Source organism: Salinarchaeum sp. Harcht-Bsk1, assembly GCF_000403645.1.
Classification (GTDB): domain Archaea; phylum Halobacteriota; class Halobacteria; order Halobacteriales; family Salinarchaeaceae; genus Salinarchaeum.
The window spans coordinates 1,636,641-1,655,323 of sequence record NC_021313.1 but is presented as its reverse complement, the minus strand read 5'-3'; the positions used below and the strand labels follow the sequence as shown (position 1 = coordinate 1,655,323).

Genomic DNA, 18,683 nt, shown 5'->3' with positions numbered 1-18,683 from the left:
CTTTGGTAAACGAGCTGCCGGGTTTATGCTCTAATCGTGGCGTGGATCGGGTAGCATGACGCGAACGTCAACGCTCCTCCTCGTGACGGCGATGGCGATCCTGGGACTCGCGGTCGCCCCTGGTGCGGTCGCTGCCGACGGGGAGCTCGAACTCGAGGTCGAACAGGCCGACGACGGCTCGGCCACCGTAACGGTCACTCACGACGACGCCGCTGCCGCGAACGCTTCGGTCGCCGTCGGTACGGTCGACGAAAACGCGAGTTACGACGGCACCGGCGAGTACACCACCGACGCGAACGGGGCGGTCTCGCTGGTCGCGCCAAACGAATCCGTCGGGATCGTCCTGAACGCCACGGCCGCGAACCACTCGACGTCCACGACTGCGACCCTCGAACTCCCGGAGGACGAGGATGCCAACGAGACCGAGGAGGACGAGGATGTTAACGAGACCGACGAGGACGAAGATGCCAACGAGACCGACGAGGACGAGGCTGCAAACGGCACGGAGTCCGGCTTCGGCCAGCTCGTGTCGGATTTCGTGAACAGTCTCGACGCAAACGAGAGCGAGGGCGGCATCGGGTACGCCGTCGCGGCGTTCGTGCTCGATAATAACCCCGCAGCCGATCACATTCCGGACTTCGCCGGCCCGCCAGCGAATGCGAGCGAGCGAGGCGGTCCCGGTGAGAACGGCCCCGACCACGCAGGCCCGCCGGCGAACGCGAGCGATTCCGCTGGGAACCAGACCGCTGGCGGACCGCCCGAGGGTGCCGGCGAAACCGGTGACGGCGGCCCGCCCACCAACGCGGGCCCCGGCGATGACGACGGTGGCACCGAAACCGAATCGGACTAGCGAATACTGCGACCGTAGCGTCCAGTTGTTCACGTTGTCGCGTCGGGAGACCTCCGGCTATCGGCTCGTTCTCGCCCGTCCGGCGAGGAGCAGCCCACCGACGATACCCAGCAGCGCAACGATAGGCCCGGAGCCGGGCATGCCGCCACCACCGCTCCCGCCGTTACCCGACGAGTCGTTGGAACCAGTCTCGGATGCGACCATGACCGCCCCGCAGTCTCGCCCCCGACTGCGACGAGTTGCTCGCCAGCCGTGTCGAACGGGTGCCCCAAGGTCGCGGTCTAGGAGCTGTCGGCCGCTACCGTGACCGACGAACTCGTCACGTGATCGCCGTCGACGACCAGTCTGCGGTCCGTCGACCAACCGGCAGAGCCGTCGTTCGCGGGAGTGGCGGTCACCAGGACGCCCTCTCCGGGTGAAACGTCGGTCTCGTCAGCGACACGTCAGTGACGTCGAGATCGGGCTCGCCGGTCACCGTGCGGGTGCCTGCGGACTCACCGTCGCCCCGAGTTGGTAGGCTCGGGCTCGTCGAAGCTGGCCGAGAGCCCCGGCAGTGTCGTGCTCGGTCACGACCGTTTCCACAGGTCCGAACTGAGTCGCTGGCACCGACACCTGGAGGGTTCGGGCCGACGGCGAGGAGACCGACCGAACTGCGACCGTTACTCGCCGAGCAGTTCGGCCAGTTCGTCGCCGTAGACGAAGAAGCCGATCGAGCCTGCGGCGACGAGCACGCCGAGCACACCCAACACGAGCAGAACCGGGAATCCGCCGTCGTCTCCCCCGCCGTCACCGCCTGCACCGCCATCGCCGTCACCGCTCCCGTCGTCGGCCTGAGACTCGGAGACCTCGACGGTCTGGAGCTGTTCGCCACCGAGACTGACGTCGTAGCTGCCCGACTCGGCGAAGGTGTGCTCGAGGGTGACCGTGGCGGACTCCCCGGGCGCGAGCGTGACCGTCTCGGAGGCGACGGTTTCGCCCCCGACCACGAGTTCGACCGTCCGACTCCCCTCGCCGCTCCCCTCGTTCGACACGATCGTGGTCACGGTCACCGACTGGCCGGCGTCGACCTCGGTGGCGTCGATACGCCGATCCGTGACCACGAGGTCGGCAGCGCCAGTCACCGTGACGGTACCTGCAGACTCGCCGTCGATCGCGAGCTGGTAGGTGCCCGCCTCGTCGAAGGTCGCCGAGAGCGTGAACGTCTCGTGCCAGTTGGCGTTGATCGACAGGGTCTCGCTGTCGACCGTTTGACCGTCGGCGGTGAGCGTGGCGGTGTACTCGCCGTCCTCGTTGCCGTCGTTGTCGACGCGTACGTCCACGCTGACGGACTCGCCGACGCCGACCTCGTCGCTGGCAAGATCGATCGACGTGATCGTGAACGACGGGCCGCCGTCGTCGCTCGGCGGCGGGAGGAAGACGCCGCCTCCGCCGCCACCGCCACCGCCGCTGCTCTCGGCGTTCACGGTCAGATTTGCGGTCGCGACGGTCTCGTTCGCGGTCCGGATCGCCTGGGTGTACTCGCCGGGCGTGCCGTTGGTCGCGGAGAACGTGACCTCGACCCTCTCGCTCGCGTTGAGGCTCACGTTCGTCTCGGTCGTCTGCACCGTGCCACCCAGCAGGTAGGAGACGTTCTGGGTGGCGTTCGCCGAACCGACGTTCGTCACGTTGGCCGTGACCGTGTAGCTGTCGCCCTCGGTGATCGATCCCGGCGCGGAGACGTTCGAGACCTCGAAGTAGACGGCCGCGTCCTGGATCTCGACGGCCACGGTGTCGTTGCCGTCGTCGGAGGCCACTGTCGCGGTGTAGTTGCCGGCGTCCCGTCCGTCGGTCGTCCAGTTCAGTGCGATCGCAATCGCGTTGCCGCCGTCGAGCGTGACGTTCTGCGACGCGACGTCGCCGGTTCCATTCAGTTCCAGCGTGACGTTCTGGGTGGCGGCCACGTCGCCGGTGTTGTTCACCGTCGCGTTGACCTGCAGGGTGTCGCCCTCGGTCACTGGCGAGTTCGACCCGGTGACGTTCACCGTGAAGTTCGCTGGCGCGAGCACCTCGACGGGGCTCGAAGCGCTGGCGTTCGCCGAGTTTACGGTGGCGGTGTAGTTGCCGTTGTCACCGCTGCCGGTCGTCCAGTTGAACGTGTGCGTCGTCGATTCGCCGACGTCCAGCGTGATGGTCTGGTTGTCAACCTCGCCCACGCTGCCGTTGATCGAGAGGTTGACCGTCTGGCTGCCGTTTCGGTCCCCCACGTTCTGGATCGTCGCGTTCACCTGCAGCGTGTCGTTCTCGACGACTGGCGAGTTCGTGCTGTCGACGGTGACGCTGAAGTTCGCGGGCTCGTCGACGCGGACGGACGTCGACGTGGACTCGTTCGAGGAGTTCACCGAAGCAGTGTAGTCTCCCACGTCCCCGTCGGCGGTGGTCCAGTTCAGCGCGATGGTGGTCTGACTCTCGGCGCCGAGCGAGACGGACTGATTGTCGACGACCCCGACCGACCCGTTGAGTTCGAGCGTGACGTTCTGGGTCGCGCTCAGGTCGCCGGTGTTGTTGATCGTCGCGTTCACCTGCAGGGTCTCGCCTTCGACGACCGGCGCGTTCGGTGACGTGACGCTCTCGACCGCGAAGTAGGCTGGCGCGTCGACCCGGACGCTCGTCGCGTTGCTGTCGTCGCTCGCGTTCACCGTCGCGTTGTAGTCACCGGCGTCGCCCCCGGCGGTCGTCCAGTTCAGGGTCAGCGTCGTCTGGTTCCCGGCGCCCAGTGACACCGACTGGTAGTCCTGGACCCCCACGCTGTCGTTGAGTGCGAGTGTGATGTTTCGCGTCCCGCTCACGTCGCCGACGTTCTGGATCGTGGCGTCGACGGTCAGGTTCGCTCCCTCCGTCACGGGCGCGTTCGAACTGATCGCCGTCACGGAGAAGTTTGCGGGCTCCTGGACGGTGACGCTCGTCGTCGCGGAGTCGTTCGAGGTGTTCACGGCGGCGGTGTAGTCTCCTGCGTCGCCGTCGGTGGTACTCCAGTTCAGCGTCACCGATTGGTTCTCGCCCCCGTTCAGCGAAACCGACTCAGAGTCTTCCTGCGTGCCGTTCAGCGCGAGCGTGACGTTCTGGGTCGCAGTCGTCCCCCCGGTGTTGTTCACCGTCGCGTTCACCTGCAGGGTGTCCCCCTCGACGACGGCCGAATTCGTGTCGTCGATCTGGACCGAGAAGTTCGCCGGCGTCTGGACCGTCACGGTCGTCGAGGCGGAGTCGTTCTCGGAGTTGATCGCGACGGTATGCGTGCCGTTGTCCCCGGCGGTCGTCGTCCACGAGAGCGTCTCCGTCGAGGACTCGCCGGCGTTGAGCGTGAGCGACTGGGTGGTCTCCTCCGTGCCATCGACGGTGAGATTGATCGTCTGGGTCCCCTCGACGTCGCCGACGTTCTCGATCGTGGCGCTCACGTCGAGCGTCTCGCCCTCCGTTACCGGAGCGTTCGTCGTGACGTTCGTGACCGAGAAGTTCGCGGGCTCCTGGACGGTGACGCTCGCTCCGTCGGTGTCGTTCTCGGAGCTGACGTTGGCGGTGTAGTCGCCAGCGTCACCGTCGGTGGTGGCCCACTGGAGCGTGACGTGCTTCGACTCGGTGGCGTTCACCGTCAGCGACTGGCTGTCGCGCTGCGTGCCGCCGGCGGTGAGGTTCACCGTCTGGGTGGCGTTCCGGTCACCGACGTTCTCGATCGTCGCGTTCACGTCGAGGGTCTCGCCTTCCTGCACTGGCGAGTTCGACCCCGTGACGTTCACCGAGAAGTTCGCCGGCGCATCGACCCGCACGGCCGTCGAGTTGGTGTCCTGCGCCGTGGTGACCGTCGCGTCGTAGTCGCCGGCCTGCCCGGACTGGGTCGTCCAGTTCAGCGACACCGTCGTTTCGTTGCCGGGATCGAGCGTGACGTTCTCGTGATCGACGGTGCCGACCGAACCGTTGACGTCCAGTGTGACGTTCTGCGTCCCGGATCGGTCGCCGGTGTTGTTGATCGTCGCGTTCACCTGGACCGTCTCGCCCTCGAGAACGGTCGAGGCGTTGGACTCGACGCTGGTGACGTTGAAGGTCCCCTGCGTTTCCTCAGCGAGTGGTGCGAAGGTGCTGAAGCTGGTTACCGAGGCCCAGACGTCGTTCGTTGCGGTGTCGACGCCGGTGGTGGAGACAGTCTCCCAGCCCGTGCCGTTGTACCGGTGGACTTCGAGGGTGTCCTCGCGGAGCCCCGAGGCGTCGGCGTCGTCGTAGGTGACGTTGACGTCGATCTGCGAGCCGGGGCCCTCCTCGCTCAGGTTCAGGAACGCCCCGATGTCGCCATAGTCCGCCGGGAACGTGCTGTTGGAGGGATCCTGACCGAGCTCCAGGCTCGCGTTGTGTCCCGAGGCGTCGACCCTGGTCCCGTCGGCCAGCGAGAGGTTCGTGACGTCGACGTCCTCCGCTGGAACGTCGGCGATGTGGACCGTTCCATTCGCCGTCGTCACGTTCGCGTCAGCGAATGTCACGTTGGTCGGTGTGTATCCAAACAACGAGGACGTCTGGAATACGAGACCGACGTCGGTGAACGTGGAGTGTTCCGATCGAACGTTGCTACTATTTCTGGTGACGTCGAATCCGACCGGGGCGTTGGTAACGGTGTTCCGGCGGGCGGTGACGTTCGCGCCGCTTTCGACGCGGATTCGCCCATCAGAGACGTTGTTGTCGACGATCTCTGCGTTGCCCAGTTGGAACACCAACACGGCCCGGGACGTGTGGCCGCCCGACGGGTCGACGTTCACGATGGTATTGTTAGAGATCGTCACGTTGCTGTCGGACGTGGGGCCGTTATCCCTAATTTCGATCCCGAACTGGCCAACTCCATCGATCGTGTTGTTGTGGAAGACGGTGTTGATGGAGGGATCAGAGACGATTCCTTGCAAGTCCACGTTCCGGATGTCGTTCTCCGCGACGGTCGCGCTGGACCGGTAGGTCCAGCCGACCGAAATCCCGCGCCACTGGGTGTCAGAGATCGAATTGTTTCGAATGACGTCTGCGCCGGGGTCTCCGACCTCGATGCCGACGTACCCACCCGAAATCACGTTGTCCGCGATCGTCACCGTCCCAGTGCTCTCGGGTGCACCGCCTGTAGCGATTCCGTCCGCTGACGAGCCGTTCAGGGTGATCTGGTTGCCGGAAATCGACGAGACGTTCGTCGAGGCGTTAATTCCGGCGGTGGCCCCGCTGTCGATCGTCAGGTCGTTGTCGGCTATTGTGGTGTTCGGCGTCCACGAGTCCGGGAGATGGATGCCATGGTCCGCGATTCCAGTCGCAGTGTTGTTGTCGACCGATCGGACGTCGCCGCCGTCGGCGTACACCCCGTTCAGGAGGTTCTGGAACCTGTTGTTACTGATCGCATCCGTGACACCGGTTCCGAGGTAGATCCCGTCGGCGCCGTCGCGGATCGTCGCATTGCGGATCTCCGCGCCGGTCGCCTCGACGTCGAGCACGCCGGTGGCGCCGTTTCCATCGAACGTAATTCCGGTGACAGACGTGTCGGGCTCGGAGACGAGGAGGCCGATGTCGACGAGGTGCGTGACATCCGTGAAGTTCACTAGCGGATCGGCACCGTTGGCTGCTGCCAACGAGACCCGATTGCGCAGTATGATCGCCGTGTAGGTGCCACTACCGAGGTAGGTACCGATCTGCTCCTCGTACGTCGTGGTGTCGTTGAGGACGAGCGTCGTGTTCTTCTCGACGTAGTCTATCGGGGTCTGAAGTGCCGAGGGGTTGAGGTCTTCCGGAATCTCCACCGGATCGTCGTGGTAGGTACTCGGTCCAATCGTGTCAGCAACCACGCCCGATCCACCTTCTCCGTAGAAGGACTGCTCCAAGCTGAGGATCCCGAAGTAGCCGTCGTTGGTCGTCACACTGATGTTAACAGTCGTCGGCCCGTCGATTCCCAGCGAGACGTTTTGGCCGAACGACACGGCATTTCCGTCAACGCGCAACGTTGCAGTGCTCGGCGTGGGGAGCGGATTGTGGTAGAAGAGACTGGAGTTGTAGTTCCCAACGTTCGCCACCCTGTAGCTCACGTTCAATCCAGCCGAGGAGTTCGTGTAGCGAGCCTGTCGCTCGACGATTCGGGCCTCGACGATCTCAGTGGACACCGTAATGTTCTGCTGGACGGACGCCTGGCCGGTCGCGTTGACCGCGGTGCCGTTCGCCTCGAAGCCCAGCGGATCCGCGGTGATCGTCTGGTTGTTGCTCGGAACTTCGAACTCGTAGTAGCCCGTCGCGTTCGTCCGCGTCCGGAGGCCGTACTCCGTTTCCACGAGTGCGTCCGCGATGCCCGCTCCGGAAGTTGCGTTCGTCACCCAGCCGGAGACGGTCGTGTTCCGGGTGACGCTCGCGGTGGCGTTGAGCGCGTCCACGACCCCGGTGCCGTAGCGATGGTCAGGCTCCTCGTAGTTGTGGGGTTCGAACGCAGTCTCGGAGATCGTTCGTTCGACCTCGCTGTCGTTCAGCGTTCCGTTCACAGAGAGGACGAGTGCCGCAACGCCAGCGACGTGTGGCGTCGCCATACTCGTCCCGTTAAATTGTTCGTACGCACCGCTCGATCCGTTGATGCTCAGAACATCGACCCCGGGGGCCACGACGTCCGGGACCGTGTATCGACTCGGCCATGAGTCGGGTGCGTCACCGTCCCACGCTACACTCGTGTCGATCCATTCGCCGTTGGAGAAACCAGCTACGTCGAGGCTGGAGTCGACGGCGCCCACGCTGATGCTCTCGTAGACGTTCCCCGGTGAGTCGCTGTTCCACTCTCCCACGTTTCCGGTTGCGACGAAGAGTGGAATGCCCGCATCACGGACGTTTCTGACCGGCGCGATCAGTTCGGAGTGGTAGCCAGTCGCGCCCAGACTCATCGTGATCACGTCGCTATCGGTGTCGTTCGTAGCCCACTCCATCCCGCCAACGATCTGTGCGAAGCTCCCGCCACCGCCGGGAATCACCTGCCCGTGCTTCAGCGTCGCGTTCGGGGCGACACCGATGTATTGTCCGCTCGCATTGCCCCCAGCTACGGTACCCGACACGTGGGTCCCGTGTCCGTCGGAATCCGTCGCGTTCGAAACGTTCGTATCGACCACGTTTCCGTACCCATCGACTTCGGCCCAGGCCGAGATGTCGATGTCAGTACTCGTCGTGTTGACGCCGGTATCGAGAACGGTTACGTTGACCCCACCGCCCATCGTACCGAACTCTTCCCACGTACGCGTAGCATTCACGACGTGGAGACCGTAGGTCCCGTTGTACGGAGCGGTTCCACCGTGTGCCGTCGCCGACGGCTGGTCGGTACTCGACGGCAACGGGTCTGCCTCCGTGGAAAGTGCACGAACCTCGAAGTTTCGGTGGACCCGCTCGACGTTCTGGAACTGCAGCAACTGCCCCGGCGGCAGCTCGCTGGCATTCATCTGCACCAGCATCGCATTCGTGATCCAGAAGGAGCGCTGGATCTCGACGGCGTCGGTAGTCCGTGCGTACCGCTCGAAGCTACTCTGTGTCTGCTCTGCGTGATTTTGGAGCTCCGACACGGAGTTCGCCGACGCGCCTGGCGTGTTCCGGGCCTCCTCGAAGCGGACGATCACTTCAGTCTCGCCGGTCGCGTTCTCGAGCGCTGGATCGACCGGCGGCCCACCGGCGCCGTCTCCACCGGCCAGGTCTTCACGACTGGTGGTCCCCGACTCCACGCCTGCGTCGCTTCCGACTTCGGCGGTCGCGTCGACCGCCGATCGAAGGCCTGTACTCCCCTCCTCCAGGGTCGGCACTGCGTCCCCCGGGTCCCCCGGTCCACCCGCGACCGCGCCAGCGGGCGCAACCACCGCCAGCAGCGCGAGTAAGGCCAGTATACCCGCAGTCGTTCCCCCCGATCTCCACCCTATAACGTTCGGAACTTCTCAGCACATCTACCTAAACGATTATTAATAATTCAATCAGGAATAGATCGAATTAAGACGTGATTACCGCTCTTACCCCCGTAACTAAGGAATACGATATTGCCAACTCCGGTGGAGATCCGTTCGGCAGCGGCAGATCACGAATCGTCTCGCCATCGCTACCGTTTAGGGCCCCGTCGCCGTCGCATCGGCCATGACCGCGTATCCGCCGATCCGAGAGCAACTCGCCGAATCCGGCGACGACCCTGCGCCGGACGAGGCCGTCGAATCGGGCGAGCGAAAGCTCGAGTGGGCCCGCCAGCACATGCCGATCCTCGCCGAACTCCGCGAGGACGTCCGGGCGAACCAGCCCTTCGCCGGCCAGACCATCGGGATGGCGATGCACGTCGAGGCCTCGACGGGCGTCCTCGTCGAACTGCTCGCGCTGGGCGGCGCCGAGGTCGCCGTCACCGGCTGTAACCCGCTCTCGACCCACGACGACGTCTCCGCCGCGCTCGACGCCATCGACGGGATCAGCAGCTACGCCCGCCGCGGCGTCGACGACGAGGAGTACTACGCTGCGATCGAGGCCGTGCTCGCCCACGAGCCGACGATCACCGTCGACGACGGGATGGACATGGTCGCGGCCGTCCACGAGGACTACCCCGAACTGATCGAGACCATCGTCGGTGGCGCGGAGGAGACGACCACCGGCGTCCACCGCCTCCGCGCGATGGCCGACGACGGCGCGCTCGACTACCCCGTCTTCGCCGTCAACGACACGCCGATGAAGCGCCTCTTCGACAACGTCCACGGCACGGGCGAGTCCTCGCTGGCCAACATCGCGATGACGACGAACCTTTCCTTCGCGGGCAAGACGGTCGTCGTCGCCGGCTACGGCTACTGCGGCAAGGGCGTCGCGAAGAAGGCCGCCGGGCAGAACGCCGACGTGATCGTCACCGAGGTCGAGCCCCGCCGTGCCCTGGAGGCGCACATGGAGGGCTACGACGTCATGCCGATGGCCGAGGCCGCCGCGGAGGGCGACGTGTTCGTCACCGCGACCGGGAACCGCGACGTGATCACCGCCGAGTCCTTCGAGGCGATGGACGACGGCGTCGTGCTCGCCAACGCCGGCCACTTCGACGTCGAGATCGACCTCGAGGGCCTCGAGGACATGGCCGTCGACACCTACGAGGCTCGCGACGGCGTCCAGGCCTACGAGATGGCCGATGGCCGCCGGATCAACGTCCTGGCGGAGGGCCGCCTCGTCAACCTGGCCGCGCCCAACGCCCAGGGCCATCCGATCGAGGTCATGGACCAGAGCTTCGGCATCCAGGCCGTCGTCGTCCGCGAACTGGTGGAGAACGGTGATTCCTACGACGCCGGCGTCCACGACGTCCCCGACGAACTCGATGAGGAAGTCGCGGAGATCAAGCTGGCTGCCGAAGGAGTGGAGCTGGACGCGATTTCGGAGGCGCAGGCCGACTACATGGGCTCCTGGGACCACGGAACGTAGACGCTGAAAGTTGGGAATTCGTCTCGGCTCGATTCGGAGCGATCTCGCCAGCTAACCGCTTGGAAGCCCCCGACCGCTGGCCGCAGCTAACTCGCTGCGCTCCTCGCTCGGTCACTCCGTTCCCTCGCTGTGGTGCTTACTTCGTTACCAACGGCCAGCGGTCGGCCCCTTCCAGTCCCTCCCTCATGATGTTCTACCGATCACGAAACCCCGGTGGACCACGTCGGCGCGCGCTGCCGCTGACTGCGAGCCCCGGAGCGGGCGAGCAGTCAGTCGCGCGAAACCGTGCGAGGGCCGAGCAGCACAGTGGTGAGCGAAGCGAACCCGAGCAGCGCAGAAGGCTGGGGAGGATTGAGGCTGCGGGCGGTGGGACTGGAAGGGGCCGACCGCTCGACGATATCTGACGAAGCAAGCACTGGACCGAGCGTAGCGAGGGAAGCGCGCAGCGAGTCAGGATCGCCGAGCGGGAGGGGGCTTCCAAGCGGGATGCTGTGCGGGTCGACCCCTGCAGAATTCCCTCTTCGCCCGTCGAAACCGTGCTCGAATTTCACTCCCGCAGATACGCGACGAGCAATTTCTCCAGCCGGTCGGGCCGGTCCCGCGGGAGCCAGTGGGCGGCGTCCTCGAAGACTTCGACCTCGCCCTGCGGGGCGATTCCAGCCGCTCGCTCGGCCCACCGTGCTGGGAACACGTCGTCCTGCCCGCCGTGGACGAACAGCGCCGGACACGTCAGGTCGTCCAGCCGGGTGTAGTAGTAGGTGTTCCAGCCGCCGTAACCGACCTCCTGCTTTCGCCAGCTCCGATACGCCTTCCCCGCTTTCGGGCGCTGCAACTCACGGAAGAACGCGTCGACCAGCTCCTCGGGCAGCGCGTCGGGATCGCTCACCACGCTGTCCAGGCTCGATGTTGCGATCGAGCGGTTCTTCGAGGCGAGCCAGAGCCCAATCCGGTTGAGAAAGCCCAGCTGCGAGAGGAGCCAGGTCCGGCGACCGTTCGGGAGCTCGGTTCCGAGCCCGAACGCGCTGACCGGCACCAGCTTCTCGACCTTTTCGGGCTGCTCCAGCGCGAGCTGGATCCCGATCCCGCCGCCCAGCGAGGTCCCGACGAGGTGGGCCGAATCGAGGCCGACGACGTCCATGAATCCCGCGACGGTCTCGACGTGACGGTCCATCGTGTAGGGAACGTCCGGCGCGTCGCTCAGACCGTAGCCCAGCAGGTCCAGCGCGTAGACGTCGTGGTCGGCGGCGAGCGGGCCGATCGCGGAGCCCCAGGAGAGGTGGGCGGCGTCGACGATACCGCCGTGGAGCAGGAGGACTGGGTCGCCGTTCCCCTCGCCAGTCCGGATGTAGCGGAGTTCGTTGCCGCCGACGTAGACCCCCGATCCGGTGACGTCGTCGTGCTCGACAGCGGGGCGCATAGCGACGGGGTTTGCGGGGCTCCTTCAAAGTGGTATCGGGCGAGGCGGCCGGCGCGCGTGCACCTCACTCCACGAGTCCGTCGAGAAACGCTCGCAGCTCTTTGGTGGCCGTCTCCCGATCGTCACGGAACACGGTGTGACCCGTCCCGTCGACGTGGACCAGTTCGACGTCGGGGAGGTGACTCGCGTGCTCGCGATTGCGCTCCCGTTCGGCGTCGTCCCCATCCGCCTTCAGGATCAGCGTCGGCACCCGAATCTCGGAGTATGTTTCGCCGGTATCCACCCAACCACTCGCGAACACCGCCGAAATACGGGCGCTCACGCGGAGCCGTGCGTCTGCGAGGCGCCGCGCCAACTCCGCACGCCCGTCGGCGACGTAGCTGCTGATCTCCTCGTCCGCATCGAGCAGCTCCGCCTTCGAGTGGCCGTGCCAGAATTCGATCCGATCGCTGGCCCACGCGGCCAGTTCTTCCGGACTCTCCTCGTGGGCGAGCATCCCCGCGGGATCCTCCATGACGACCGCCCGCGGCAGATCGGGGTGGGCCGCTGCCGTCGCCGCGACCGTATCTCCGCCCATCGAGTGGCCGAACAGGATCGGGTCCGCAAGCTCCAACGCCTCGATCACGCCTCCGAGGTCCGCGACGCGCTCGGCCATCGCGTACCCCTCCGCCGGCGCGTCCGAGCGGCCGTGGCCACGGGCGTCCACGAGCACCACGTCGAACTCGTCGGCGAATTCCCTGGCCAGCGGCGTCCGGCAGGGGCCGTCGTCGAAGACGCCGTGGCAGATCACGAACGGCGGATCGTCACTCGTCCCGTCGTTCGTCCGCGTGTAGTGCACGTCGATGCCGTTGCTCCGGACCGTACCTTCGGTCCAGCCCTCGGGGAGTGGCTCGGGTTCCTCGGGATCCATTGGGCTGGAATCACGCGGCTGTCGCAAAAGGCCCGTGAAACGGGCCGCCCATGCCGGGAGCAAGCCGCAGCGGCGATCCCCTCGAAGCCACTCTGTCCGCGTTCGTCCGGGCCGTCCAGTCAGCATTCGACCGGGCTGTCCAGTCTGCCTCCGTCCGAGCTACTCCCGTGGCGTTCGACCGCGCAAACAGAGCACGTCAGGCGGCCGCTGTACGTAGGACTCGTACGCGTCCGGCCACCGCTCCCGGAATACCTCGTCGGGGGCTGGTTCCTCGATGCCGTCGATCGCGAACCCGGCGTCGAGTAGCGCCGAGACCAGCGCGTCGAGCACCGGACCGAGTTCCCGAACGTGGGAGAGCACCATCTGACAGCAGACGACGCCGAAGCACCCGTCCTCGAAGGGAAGGCCATCCAGCAAATTCGCTCGCTCGAAGGCGAGCGAGTCGGCGCCGGCGCCGCCGAACTGTCGGTCGCCGAACTGCTCGCGCGCGGTCTCGAGCATCCCCTCGCTGGCGTCGAGGCCGACGACGTTGGCGCCTTCCTCCGCCAAATCGGCGGAATGCTCGCCGGTGCCACAGCCGGCGTCGAGGAGTCGCTCTCCCGCGACGTCGCCCAGCAGCGACCGCGTCGCCGGCCAGACGACGTGCTGGCGAAGCGGAAATCTCGCGATCTCGGTGTAGAACTCGGCGAGGTCGTCGTAGTAGGCGAGGATCTCGCTCATCGATCCGCCTCCGGCGCGTCGTCGAGGCCGTCACTCGGGCCCTCGACCGACGCTGCCGACGTCGCCGGCGTCCAGCCGTCGTCGTAGATCGGGTGCTCGAGGCAGCATTCCCTGACCTTCGCCCGCGTGCCGGCGATCACGGCCTCGTTCTCGGGCGCATCGAGGACGTCCGCGATCCAGTCGGCGACCTGTCGCACCTCCGGGACGCCGAGGCCCCGCGAGACGAGCGCCGGCGTGCCGAGGCGAATCCCGCTCCCGACGTGGGTCGGGCGCTCGTCGCCCGGCACCGCCGAGCGGCTGACCACGAGGCCGGCACGCTCCAGCGCGTCCTCGGCCGCCGTCCCCGGCAGGTCGGGATCCGTTGGGCGGAGGTCCACAAGCGCGAAGTGACAGTCCGTGCCCTCCGAGACGAGCGCGTAGCCCCGCTTTTGGAGCCGTTCCGCGAGGGCGTCCGCCGTGTCGAGGACTCGCTCGGCGTACCCCTCGAACTCGCCGCGCAGGGCTTCGCCGAAACCCACTGCCTTGCCGGCCATATTGTGGACGAGCGGGCCGCCCTGGACGCCGGGAAAGACGGCGGCGTCGAGGTCGTCCGCCAGCGAGTCGTCGTCGGTCATGACGATGCCGCCCCGCCCCGCGCGGATCGTCTTGTGCGTCGAACCAGTGACGACGTCCGCGACGCCGACGGGCGAGGGATACTCGTCGGCGGCGATCAGCCCCGTGAGGTGCGCGATGTCCGCGAGGAGCCACGCGTCGACGGCGTCGGCGATCTCGCGGAAGCGCTCCCAGTCGACGGTTCTGGGGTACGCGGAGTAGCCCGCGACCACGAGATCCGGGTCGGTGTCGCGGACCGTCGCCTCGACGGCGTCGTAGTCCAGATAGCCGGTCTCGGGATCGACATCGTAGGTGGCGACGTCGTAGTGGCTACCGACGAGCGTGGCGGGGTGGCCGTGACTGAGGTGACCGCCGTCGCCGATCCCCAGCGAGCAGATCCGGTCGCCGGGTTCGAGCAGCGCCTCGTACGCAGCGACGTTCGCCTGCGTGCCGGCGTGGGGCTGGACGTTCGCGTGTGCGACGTCGAACAATTCCTCGGCGCGGCGCGTCGCGAGCCGTTCGAGGTCGTCGACGTGTTCGCAACCGGCGTAGTAACGGTCGCCCGGTTCGCCTTCGGCGTACTTGTTGGTGAGACACGAGCCCTGGGCCGCCATGACGGCCCGCGAGGCGCAGTTCTCGCTGGCGATCAGCGACAGCGTCGATTCCTGCCGTCGGCGCTCCTCGCCGACGATCGAGGCGACGTCGGGATCGGCGTCCGCGAGTGCCGAGGCGGTGCGGTCTGCGGCGCACTCGGAGGCACGGTCGGATTCGGGGGAAGGGTCCCGCATACTCGAACCGTCTGGATCGCCGGTCATCAGTCCGATCACGTCGGAAACGACCCGATCGACACTGTGACGATAGAACCGCATCGAACTGACTAACTGGCTGGCCCGAAACTGCTCTACCGACTGCACCCATGGACGACCTCGCCGTTCCGGATCGGATCCACGTCGCGCCGGTGGGTTACGAGAACGACAGGATCGTACTGCCCGCCGCGGAACTCGCCGCGGACCGCCTCGTCCTCCTCGTGTACGACGACGAGACCGATCACCCCTCCTACCTCCCGGAGGTCCGCGAGCGTCTGGACGACCGGGGAATCCCACACGAATCGATCCCGTGTGACATCTTCGACTTCTACGACTCTATCGGTACCGTGGGGCAGGTCGTCAGCGAGTTCGCCGACGCGGACGTCTACGTCAACCTCGCGACGGGGACGAAGATCACTGCCATCGGCGGGATGATCGCCTGCATGGCGACCGGCGCGACCCCCTACTACGTCCGGGCGGAAGCCTACGGCCCGCTGACGGAGGCCGACGTCGCGGAGGGCGTTCGATCGCTCGTCGAACTACCGACCTATCCGATGGAGTACCCCGACCCACAGCAGGTCGCGACACTGCGCCACCTCGCTGCGGAGGGCGCCGCGACGAAGAAGCAGCTGATTCGGTTCGCCGAATCCGCGGACCTGCCGGCGCTCGCCGATCACGAAGCCCGGAATCGCAAGGGGAAGTACCGACGACTCGACGCTCGCGTGCTCGACGACCTCGACGACAACGGGTACGTCTCGCTCGACCGGAGCGGTCGATCGACCCGCGTCTCGATCACGGACGCCGGCCGCGACGCGCTACGGGCCTTCGCGTATCTCGACCCGACGGGATCCGTGGACGATCGTAGCGACGCATCGGGGTGAACGGCGCCGGGCGAGTGCGTCGTTCGTCCGGGGGTACCACGACGGTGAATTATCGGGACTGATTCCACGCCAGTCGGACACCAAACTTACATAGGTTGCCCTCGTTTATCCGCCGATTATGAGCCTAGGCAAGGCGATCACCCCCGAGCGGACGACGCTTCGGAAACTCGGCATCGTGCTGCTCGCGCTCGCCCTCGTGGCCGGCGCCGGTTGTTCCGGCGCGGTCCTGGGCGGCGACGGCGGCGGATCGAGTGACGAAGCCCTGATCGAGTACGTCCCCCAGGACCAGACGATCGTGATGTCCTTCGACATGGACGTTATGCAGGACCAGACCACGATGGAGCTCCTCGCGTCCAGCGAGAACGACGAGGCCAGCCAGGAGGACCTTCAGGAAGGCTTCTCCGAGTTCGAGTCCGAGACCGGCCTCGATCCCTCCGGCTTCAACTCGATGCTGATCTACGGGCAGGACACCGGCATGAGCGCCTCCGTCGGTGACACGTCCCAGGAGGACGTCGGAATTCTCGTCGACACGGACTGGTCGACCGAGGACCTCGTGTCCGCCATCGAGTCCAACGACTCGGTGAGCCTCCAGGAGCAGGACTACTCCGAGAGCGGCGTCTTCTACAAACTCGTCGACGAGACCTCCCAGTCCGACGAGGAGACCTACGTCGGCGTCCACGGGAACGGCGTCTACGTCATGGGCACCGAGGGGCCGGTGCGGAACTCCCTCGACGTCACGTACGGCGACGGCGAGGCCCTCAGCGGCACCCTTCGCGATGCCTACGACGACACCCGCGACGGCTACATGTCCTTCGCGATGACGATGCCCGAGGACACCGGCACGGGCGGCGGCATGGGGTCCTCGATGACCCAGGACATCCAGGCCATGACCGGCGTCTACTACACGAGCGGCGACACGGTCGGGCTCGAGGGTCGGATCATCATGTCGAACGAGCAGTCTGCAGAGCAGTTCAGTAGCACCGTCCAGATGGTCTTGACGAGCTACGGTCAGGACCCCCAGATGAGCCAGTTCGTCGAGAACCTCGATGTCGGCCAGGACGGCTCCGACGTCACGTTCACCTACGAGTCCGACGTCCAGACGCTGATCGAGGCATCCGAGTCGCAGTAGCGTGGACCTGATCGCCCTGCTGTACAAGGAGGCGATCACCGTCCGGCGGAATCTCGCGCCGATTCTCCTGCTGGTCGTCCTGTTGCCCAGCGCGTTCGCGCTCGGGACCGTCGTCTACCAGAACACCGTCCCGCAGGACGTCCCGGTGGCCGTCGTCGCGGAGGACGACTCGACGACCGAGCACGACATGCAGATCGTCCGCGAGGGCGTCCGGATCTTCGGCGAGCCCCGCGAGTACGAGCGTACGGAGGCCGCCGTCGACGCCCTCACACGCGAACAGGTGTACCTCGTGATCGAGGTGCCGGGCGGCCTCGACGATCCGAACGCGACGGCGAACTTCACCGTCCACGCCGACCGGGGAATCGTCCCCTTCCACGAGCCCTCCGAGGTGGCGACCGACATCCTGAACGAGGAACTCGACGCGCTCCTGGCAGCCGACGTCAATGCTCGCCTCGAGCGGGTGGGCCGCGATCCCTCGCTCTCGGAGTACCTCGTCCCCACCGCGACGATGTTCTTCGTCGTCCTCTACTCGCTGGTCTTCCTCCCGCGGCAAGTCCGCTCGGAGCGACAGGTGTTCGATCGCTTGCGGACGGACTCCTCGCTGGAAGCGGTCCTCGCGAGCAAGTTGATCGTCTGGGGGCTGTTGCTCGGGGTGGGGATCGCCTCGATCGGTCTCGTCACGGGCTATTTGGGGTACTCCGTTGCCGTGTTCTCCCCACTGGTGTTCGGCTCGGTTGCCCTGAGTTTCGTCTACCTCGCTGCGACGGGGCTCGCGGTGTTGTTCGCGATGGACTGCTCGGAGTCGGCGATCTACGTCAACTTCACCATCGCGGGCGTGACCTTCGCGGCGTCGAGTCTCTTCTTCCCGGTGGGCTTCTTCTCGTCGCTCCGGGCCACGATCGCCCGACTCCTCCCGACCCACTACTCGACGGTGACGATGCGCAGCGGGATGCTCAAGTCCGTCGATCCAACGCTGTACCTCGATTACTTCGGGTACATGCTCGTCGCCTCGATCGTCGCGCTCGCGTTGCTCGAACTGTCCCTGGTGCGGTACCGGAGGGCAGCCTGATGCCCGCCGTCACCGTCGAGGACGTCGTGAAGCGGTACGGCGGCGGCCGCTTCCCGCGTCTCGGTGGATCGTCGCGAGGCGATGCATCCGGGGACCGAACCGCCGGAGACGACGCGTCGGACCGCGACGGTGCCGGCGCGGTCGTCGCACTCGACGGCGTCTCCCTGACGCTCGAACGTGGCGAGTTCCGCGGACTCCTCGGCCCGAACGGCTCGGGCAAGACCACGCTGTTCCGGCTGATCGCCGGCCTCGAACGCCCGACGGCGGGAACGATCTCCCGGCCGGACGCCACCGTCGGCTACAGCTTCCAGCGCCCATGCTTCTTCGCGGACCTCACGGTCAGCGAGAACCTCCGGGTGTTCCACTCGCTGCAGGACGACCCGCCCGGCTGGGACTGGGTCGAGGACCTGATCGACGGGCTCCGACTCGATCCCGCCGTCCACCGCGTCGCGGCCGACCTCTCCGGTGGCTTCTCGACGAAACTCGACCTCGCGCTCGGGCTGTTGTCCCGCCCGGACGTCCTGCTCCTCGACGAGCCCTTCACAGACGTCGACGACTACTCCCGCCGGCGGATCCGGGCGTTTCTCGAGGACTACCAGCGCGACGACCGCACGATCCTCGTCTCGACGCACAACGTCGAGGACTTCGCACCGGTGCTCGACCGCGTGACCGTGATCCTCGACGGCACCGTCCGCTTCGACGGCGAACCCGCCGAGGACGTCCTCGACCAGTACCGCGACATCCTGGACGGCTGAGGCGGATTCGCGGCTCGTCTGTGAGCACATCGATCTTTCCGGCGCGGTACGATCAGATAATGAGCCGCCGTCCCGGAGTTTCGGCGCTGTAGGCACGACGACGGTAAGCTCGGCGTCGGTCGTCGC

The 18,683-nt window shown here is 66.3% G+C and carries 11 protein-coding genes; 6 read left to right on the top strand and 5 right to left on the bottom strand.

The genetic code is table 11. The features are described from left to right. Positions 1–55: 55 nt before the first annotated feature. Positions 56–850 carry a hypothetical protein gene (locus L593_RS07480; RefSeq protein ID WP_020446337.1) on the top strand — a complete coding sequence of 265 codons (795 nt, stop codon included), beginning with the start codon at positions 56–58 and terminating at the stop codon, positions 848–850. Positions 851–1,509: 659 nt separating this feature from the next. On the opposite strand, the gene L593_RS07475 is transcribed toward L593_RS07480, so the two are convergent. Next, positions 1,510–8,655: a CARDB domain-containing protein gene (locus L593_RS07475; RefSeq protein ID WP_020446336.1), complete on the bottom strand. Its 7,146-nt coding sequence runs from the start codon at positions 8,653–8,655 to the stop codon at positions 1,510–1,512. A 322-nt stretch (positions 8,656–8,977) separates the two neighbouring features. On the opposite strand from L593_RS07475, the gene L593_RS07470 reads away from it, so the two are divergent. After that, complete coding sequence (locus L593_RS07470) at positions 8,978–10,279, top strand: adenosylhomocysteinase (protein ID WP_020446335.1); 1,302 nt, start codon at positions 8,978–8,980, stop codon at positions 10,277–10,279. 547 nt (positions 10,280–10,826) lie between these two features. Here the strand turns inward: L593_RS07470 and L593_RS07465 are convergent. From L593_RS07465 to glyA, 4 genes are all read right to left on the bottom strand, one after another. Next, the gene (locus tag L593_RS07465) at positions 10,827–11,696 is read right to left on the bottom strand and encodes an alpha/beta fold hydrolase (RefSeq protein WP_020446334.1); all 870 of its coding nucleotides are present in this window, start codon (positions 11,694–11,696) and stop codon (positions 10,827–10,829) included. A gap of 64 nt (positions 11,697–11,760) precedes the next feature. Then, a complete protein-coding gene (locus tag L593_RS07460) occupies positions 11,761–12,606 on the bottom strand; it encodes an alpha/beta fold hydrolase (protein WP_020446333.1) in 846 nt (281 codons plus the stop codon). A 159-nt stretch (positions 12,607–12,765) separates the two neighbouring features. Beyond that, complete coding sequence (locus L593_RS07455) at positions 12,766–13,326, bottom strand: bifunctional 2-polyprenyl-6-hydroxyphenol methylase/3-demethylubiquinol 3-O-methyltransferase UbiG (protein WP_020446332.1); 561 nt, start codon at positions 13,324–13,326, stop codon at positions 12,766–12,768. Beyond that, a complete protein-coding gene (glyA, locus tag L593_RS07450) occupies positions 13,323–14,786 on the bottom strand; it encodes a serine hydroxymethyltransferase (protein WP_020446331.1) in 1,464 nt (487 codons plus the stop codon). The genes L593_RS07455 and glyA overlap by 4 nt, the downstream gene beginning before the upstream one ends. 47 nt (positions 14,787–14,833) lie before the next feature. Here glyA and L593_RS07445 point away from each other — a divergent pair, with 47 nt between their 5' ends. The 4 genes from L593_RS07445 (at position 14,834) to L593_RS07430 (ending at position 18,557) form a co-directional block, all read left to right on the top strand. Then, positions 14,834–15,604, top strand: coding sequence for a DUF6293 family protein (locus tag L593_RS07445; protein ID WP_020446330.1), 771 nt, complete (start codon positions 14,834–14,836; stop codon positions 15,602–15,604). A 118-nt stretch (positions 15,605–15,722) separates the two neighbouring features. After that, positions 15,723–16,733, top strand: a complete 1,011-nt coding sequence (locus L593_RS07440) for a hypothetical protein (RefSeq protein ID WP_020446329.1) — start codon at positions 15,723–15,725, stop codon at positions 16,731–16,733. A gap of 1 nt (position 16,734) precedes the next feature. Then, positions 16,735–17,802, top strand: coding sequence for an ABC transporter permease (locus L593_RS07435; RefSeq protein ID WP_020446328.1), 1,068 nt, complete (start codon positions 16,735–16,737; stop codon positions 17,800–17,802). Beyond that, a complete protein-coding gene (locus L593_RS07430) occupies positions 17,802–18,557 on the top strand; it encodes an ABC transporter ATP-binding protein (protein ID WP_020446327.1) in 756 nt (251 codons plus the stop codon). Before L593_RS07435 ends, L593_RS07430 begins: the two co-directional genes overlap by 1 nt. Positions 18,558–18,683 lie beyond the last annotated feature (126 nt).

Coding starts and splice junctions, on each gene's coding strand:
- L593_RS07480 (WP_020446337.1), top strand. CDS start 56: ATGACGCGAACGTCAACGCTCCTCCTCGTGACGGCGATGGCGATCCTG.
- L593_RS07470 (WP_020446335.1), top strand. CDS start 8,978: ATGACCGCGTATCCGCCGATCCGAGAGCAACTCGCCGAATCCGGCGAC.
- L593_RS07465 (WP_020446334.1), bottom strand. CDS start 11,696: ATGCGCCCCGCTGTCGAGCACGACGACGTCACCGGATCGGGGGTCTAC.
- L593_RS07460 (WP_020446333.1), bottom strand. CDS start 12,606: ATGGATCCCGAGGAACCCGAGCCACTCCCCGAGGGCTGGACCGAAGGT.
- L593_RS07455 (WP_020446332.1), bottom strand. CDS start 13,326: ATGAGCGAGATCCTCGCCTACTACGACGACCTCGCCGAGTTCTACACC.
- glyA (WP_020446331.1), bottom strand. CDS start 14,786: ATGCGGTTCTATCGTCACAGTGTCGATCGGGTCGTTTCCGACGTGATC.
- L593_RS07445 (WP_020446330.1), top strand. CDS start 14,834: ATGGACGACCTCGCCGTTCCGGATCGGATCCACGTCGCGCCGGTGGGT.
- L593_RS07440 (WP_020446329.1), top strand. CDS start 15,723: ATGAGCCTAGGCAAGGCGATCACCCCCGAGCGGACGACGCTTCGGAAA.
- L593_RS07430 (WP_020446327.1), top strand. CDS start 17,802: ATGCCCGCCGTCACCGTCGAGGACGTCGTGAAGCGGTACGGCGGCGGC.